Source organism: Streptococcus oralis, assembly GCF_019929345.1.
In the GTDB taxonomy this organism is placed as follows: Bacteria; Bacillota; Bacilli; order Lactobacillales; family Streptococcaceae; genus Streptococcus.
Genome location: NZ_JAHZPJ010000021.1, coordinates 1 through 5,455 on the forward strand (window position 1 = coordinate 1; position 5,455 = coordinate 5,455).

The following is a 5,455-nucleotide window of genomic DNA, read 5'->3' on the forward strand; positions in this document are numbered from 1 at the left end:
GATAATCTGGATAATCCTCATAAAAGCCATAACGAGAGGGCTCTCTTAGGGGCAATTGGTCTCCAACCTGAGCGGGTCCTTGAACCCAAACTTCATCTGGATAGAGTTTAATCGTCACTCCCCCAATACTCAGCTCATCTCCAAAGCGAAGCAGTTGCTGGTCTTCCACCTCCAAACGATTGTTTCGATAGAAGGTGCCCTTTAGCCGTGTCAATCTCCATTGGTTCTGAGATTTTTGGAGTAAGAGTTCAATCGCTTCGTCTACTGTGATCAGTGCGTCTCTCTGTGAAGCAATTTGAAACTCGGATAAGTCCAATAGATCATAAATCCGTGTCTCTCCCTCGCGAAGGTAAAAGACGACTTCCCCCAGAGTTAGTCCGTCCTTCAAAAGGCCCGTTTCTTCCCCATACTGATAAAAAATATCCTCCCCGTCAATCTTAAGTTGAATGGGAACAGTCTGTTGAGGGAGATGGACCTGCGCCTTTTCGGTTGCACCAAGCAAGACGGTCTTATCAGCTCCTAGCTCGACTTCATAGCGTAGACCCAGGCTATAGAAAATGATCTCTTTTGTCATATATGCTCTCCTTGGTCTCCTTTAATTGCTTGAGGAAGCGCTAGGCTTTTTCTCTGACGATGGCTTGGTTTCAGATGCCTTATCCGCTTGACTGGAAGCACCAGAGTTCGCACTTGAGCTAGACTCACTAGTCAAGAGGGCGCTGCGACTATCCCAGTATTTCTTATACTCGCTTTCCAAAGCATTCAATTTGCTTTCGCGATCCTTCCCTGACAACTGATCGTCCTCACGAACCTGCTTGATTTCTTGGGTCAAAGCATAGAGAATCAAATCGCTATCATTGATCCGCTTCGCGGTATCAAGGGCATCCTCAAAACGATTACGCCCAACTTGAATCCAATAGGTCAGGTACAGTTCATCCGACTTGAGGGTAACATTATTCAAGATGACCTTCTTTTGGTCTGAAGAAAATTCCAAACCTTGAATATAAGAGTAAGCCAACTCATACTTTTGCGTATTAGGAAGACCGGATGGGGAAATCCCTTCTAACTCTGTAATGACACCACTGTAATCCACCTTGATAAAGGCCGTATCTGCCTGCAATAACTTCTCTTTAAAAGGATTTTGGATGAAAATCAGATAAATCAGAGGAACAACTAACAAAACGACACTCGCTGTTAGCCAAATCGTTGCCAATTTAAAAATCCGGTGGCGTCTGCTTGGTACCAAGACGAGTTCTGCCTGTTCCTTTGCGGCCTTCTCCACATAATACTTCTCCAATACGGCTACTGCAGTTGCGATATCCTCAGCCTGACACAAGTCCGTAAGAAAGTCTGGGAGAGTTTCCAGTTCCAAGGAACCATTATAGAGATCCATGAAATCCAACTCACTAAAGAGGGTCACCGCAAAGCACTTAGCTTGACGTAAAAAGTCCTCTGAGGAGACTGCTTGAGGGGTCATGAGACCGGGTACTCCGCGATAGGCAATCTTTGCCTGGGCATCCTTGGTGATAAAAAGATTCATCGGATGCAAAAGAAAGGTCACCGGCAAGGCCAAAGCTGCTTCTAAACCAAAGACATTTAGGGCCAAACGAATTCGCTCTGAAATGGTTCGGCTCTTCACTTCCTCATAACCAAGGCCATGAGGCTCTAGCTGATACCTAAACGTCACACTATCCTCATCTGCCTCCATGGTCTGTTCCAAAAAGAGCGGATGATGCAAATCCAAAAGCCGGAGCTCCCGCAAATCCTGACTGGCTACATCCGAGCGTTTGAGGCTCAATTGCCAAGTTGTGTCAGTTTTTTCATAGATAAATGGCTGCTCGCCAAATACAAATTTTTCCTCAGTCACTTATATCTCCTCTATCTCTACTAAATCTCCTGTCGTCATAGGATAATCCGACAAATACTTACCTTCATCAAGCAATAAACCCTTGTTCACAATTCGCAGCTGGTACTTCTTGCGCCTACGACCAGAGTTGAAAATCGCATCTATTTCCCGAATCAAGCGACGAACCTCAATTCGAAGCGGAATCCGAATATCCACATCCCTTTCTCTTAAGCGCAGGGTAATATTGATATGTTGCTCCATTTCTCACATCTCTCCTATCTGATTTATCCTTTTTCTACTCAGTTGGGATGAACCATCCACCAAAGCAAAATTAGTCCATTCCCTCTACCATTACCCGATAACTCATCATAGCCGTTGTTCCAATAAGCAACAAAACGAGAGCTACATAAAACATCTCTGGAAGAAAGTCCGTCAGACCTCCCTTTTCGACAGTACCGATATGAGTTTGGAATTTGGAAATTTTTTTAGAATTTGGTTGAAACAATTGCTCTTCTGGGGACTTCTGTTTCGTCTCCTGTATAGCAGAAAACAGCTGGCCCCTTTCGGTGATCAACTGTTCCTCTTGGTAATGCTGGATATCCTGCAATTTTTTCTGAGTTGCCTCATTAAAAAGATCCTTGATCTGTTCAGACTGCACACCAAACTTCATTCCCTCTTTCTTCTCCAGTCGAGAGTTATCAATCTGCAGACTATTGTCCTTCAAATCATCTGCAGCAGTCACTGAGACTGCCGCACATGCTCCAAAGGTAAGAAGTAAAAGAATTAATTTTTTCATATCCTTGCTTTTCTATTCTTTCTCAGTTTGAGTCGCTTGGTACTGGAAGTTTCTTCCTTTAATAAAGGTATTCACCACAAGTAACACAGCTATGGCTACTATCATCGCAATGAAGGCTAGTAGAGCAGCTGGATGACCATCAAAGTAACCTGAAAGCAATCCTTCTAGTACAGACAAAGCATTGAGATTTTTAATAAAGGCTGGGAATCCTGTCAAGCTAGCTGTTGTACCAATCGCATTTGAGAGATAAACAAAGCTAATCATCATAAAGAAGGCAAGACCCATTCCAATCACTCGGAGATGTTTTAGGAACAAATACTGTCCTTGGACTAAAATAAAGCCAGCCAAGACAATCAACAAGACCCATGATGGTTGGTACTCACGTCCAACCTGAAGTTGAATATTAGATACAATACCGATGACTAGCCCGATAGCTACGGCCAAGAACGATAAAATACCAACCGTCAGAATATCTGTATCATGTAATTTATCCAGCTTGAACTTATCCTTGACCTTGCGAATAATATTTTGAGTCGCAAAGAGATAAGCTGTAAAGAGACTTACAATCTCTAGTAGTAAAATCCAAGTGAATGGGCGATAGACATTAACTGTCGCCTTAACAGAAGATGAACTTTGAGCAACAGGACTAGATAAGAAGTTCAGTAGAACTTCATTTGGTACCCCATTCTCATAAGCGTTGTTCAACACTTTCACAAAGGAGTCCACAAAGTTCCCATTGGCCGCTAACTCTTCATTAAATTGGGTCATCAGAGATTCTGCGTCCTGTGATAACTTTTCTGTGCTACTTTGAGCATTTGACAATTCGCGGTTAAAATTGCTCAAAACTTCATTAACAGATTCAGCTGCCTTGATATTACTTTGAGAAGAAGCCTTCACGCCAGATGTCTCTCCTAAAAGAGCTGTATACTCAGCACTTAAAGCTGACAAGGCCGAGTCCGTATTCTTAGAATCTCTTTCATTCGTTGCTTGTTTCGTCACCAGATCATCTAGTTTTCCTCGTAATTGCGTATATGAATCATACTGAGCATTGATTTTTTTAGATAACTCATCATTGTTTTTCAAGACATCAGACAGATTCTTCTCTAGTTTTGGTTTTAAATCTACCAGATTAGCTAAAGCTTGATCCACCTTTTGATTGACGCTGGTACTAGTAGAATCAGCGAGGCTATCTTCGTATTTCTGTAGATTTGAGGTGATTGCCTCAAACCAAATATTACTCAAGGCACCACTCAGGTCACTATTACGCAAGTTGTTCACAGCCTTATAGGCACTGAGCAGAGAGTTTACCTGGTCATAAGAAGAAGCGATCTTCTGAACCTTTTGACCATAAGAAACAGCGGCTTGTTGAACCTTCAACACGTCTACCGGTGCACTGACAGCCTGAATATCATTTAAAGAAATAGTAATCGCAGGTTTTATTGTTGGATTAGAAGTCACAGAAGATACACTGTACTCTACTCTAAATGCCCCACCTGTCTTCAAATCAATTTCCTGACCAAATGTAACAGGTTTGCCATCATAAAAAACGGAATCAATAGTTAGTCCTGTATCAGATGTCCAAGAGACCTTAGCCTTGGTTCCAGTTTTTCCAACTGCACTGGTACTTGTAACGGCATGGCTTTCTAAGTTGTTCAGATCCGTCAAAGTTGTACCATCAGTTGGTGTAGCTATATTTTTTACTTCATGATAATCTACTTTAGGTATCGTGATAGGACTAATCCCAAAACTAGTAAACTTATGACCACTAAAGTCCTCTTTTGGTAGTTCTTCAATGGCAAGTTTCAGCTGAGTTTCTATTGATTTTATAACAGTGTCCAAATCTTTATTCCCAGCCTTATTTAAAAACTGCTCAAGAGTAATAGTGCTCTTCTTGGAGACACCATAATAATCCGCTAACTTCTCTTCAACAAAGGTTTTAATGTTCTTTTTATGTTCATCAAACTTGTTGCGTTCCAACTTCAAGTTGTTCTCTAAACCTGCAATCTCTTGACTGATACTACCCGTTAGTTCCTGATAAGACGGTCCTTGAGTGCCTGTATACGTTGGAGCTGGTGCTCCTTGAAGAGTCCCCAACTGAGAAGTCAGAATTTTATACTCCTTTAAGGCTTGTTCATAGGCCGTAACTTGTGAATGCACTTCATCCTTGCTCTGTGAAATCATCTGACTTAAAATATCCGCAGTTGAATTTTCTTGTTTGCGTTGTTCCAGCAAAGCTTCAAAGTTCTTACCATAGTTGATTTGTGAGGCATCCAGATGTTCAAAAACCTGTGAATAACTTTCCAAAACTTTTTTCAAAGCTTGGTTAGCATCAACCGAAGAACTTGACATACTAAAAAGGGTTGGAAAGAGATTTTTAGAATTCGTTGCAGTTCCTAACAAATTTGTTCGGTAGGTTCCAATATTCGTTGTTTGTATTTGAGAGCTCGCCTGAACATTCTTCTGAGCCGTATAGAGATTGCTCAATATGCTAGCCATATACATATCTACTAGTTGACTATTGAGATCTGCCACAATATCCTTAGCTAGTTTATTAGCGTCATTTTCGACCTGTAGATTCCCTTGAGCATTGACTTTGTAAGTAATGGTCGTCTTATCTACATTAATATTATTGATATCCAGTATCTTTTCAGAAAAATCACTTGGAATAGTTAGAACGAGCTGATATTTCCCACTTTCTAACCCTGCATCTGCAGCTCCACGTGTCACAACAAACCAGTTTTGAGAATTGTCCCGCTCAATGTTCTTAACATAACTCGCACCTAGATTGTACTCTTTGGTATCCATGTGAACGGGCT

The 5,455-nt window shown here is 41.5% G+C and carries 4 protein-coding genes and 1 pseudogene; all 5 read right to left on the bottom strand.

Going from position 1 to position 5,455, the window contains the following annotated elements:
* A pseudogene (locus K1I97_RS09880) lies at positions 1 to 574 on the bottom strand (type VII secretion protein EssC); the annotation flags it as partial.
* 21 nt (positions 575 to 595) lie between these two features.
* Entirely contained in the window at positions 596 to 1,864 is a 1,269-nt protein-coding gene (gene essB / locus K1I97_RS09885) for a type VII secretion protein EssB (RefSeq protein WP_223332334.1), read from the bottom strand.
* The gene (locus K1I97_RS09890) at positions 1,865 to 2,104 is read right to left on the bottom strand and encodes an EsaB/YukD family protein (RefSeq protein WP_223332333.1); all 240 of its coding nucleotides are present in this window, start codon (positions 2,102 to 2,104) and stop codon (positions 1,865 to 1,867) included. It abuts the gene before it with no gap.
* Positions 2,105 to 2,174: 70 nt separating this feature from the next.
* Positions 2,175 to 2,639, bottom strand: coding sequence for a type VII secretion protein EssA (essA, locus tag K1I97_RS09895; protein WP_223332332.1), 465 nt, complete (start codon positions 2,637 to 2,639; stop codon positions 2,175 to 2,177).
* Positions 2,640 to 2,651: 12 nt separating this feature from the next.
* Positions 2,652 to 5,455: type VII secretion protein EsaA (gene esaA / locus K1I97_RS09900; protein ID WP_223351612.1), on the bottom strand; the 2,804-nt coding region annotated here is incomplete at its 5' end.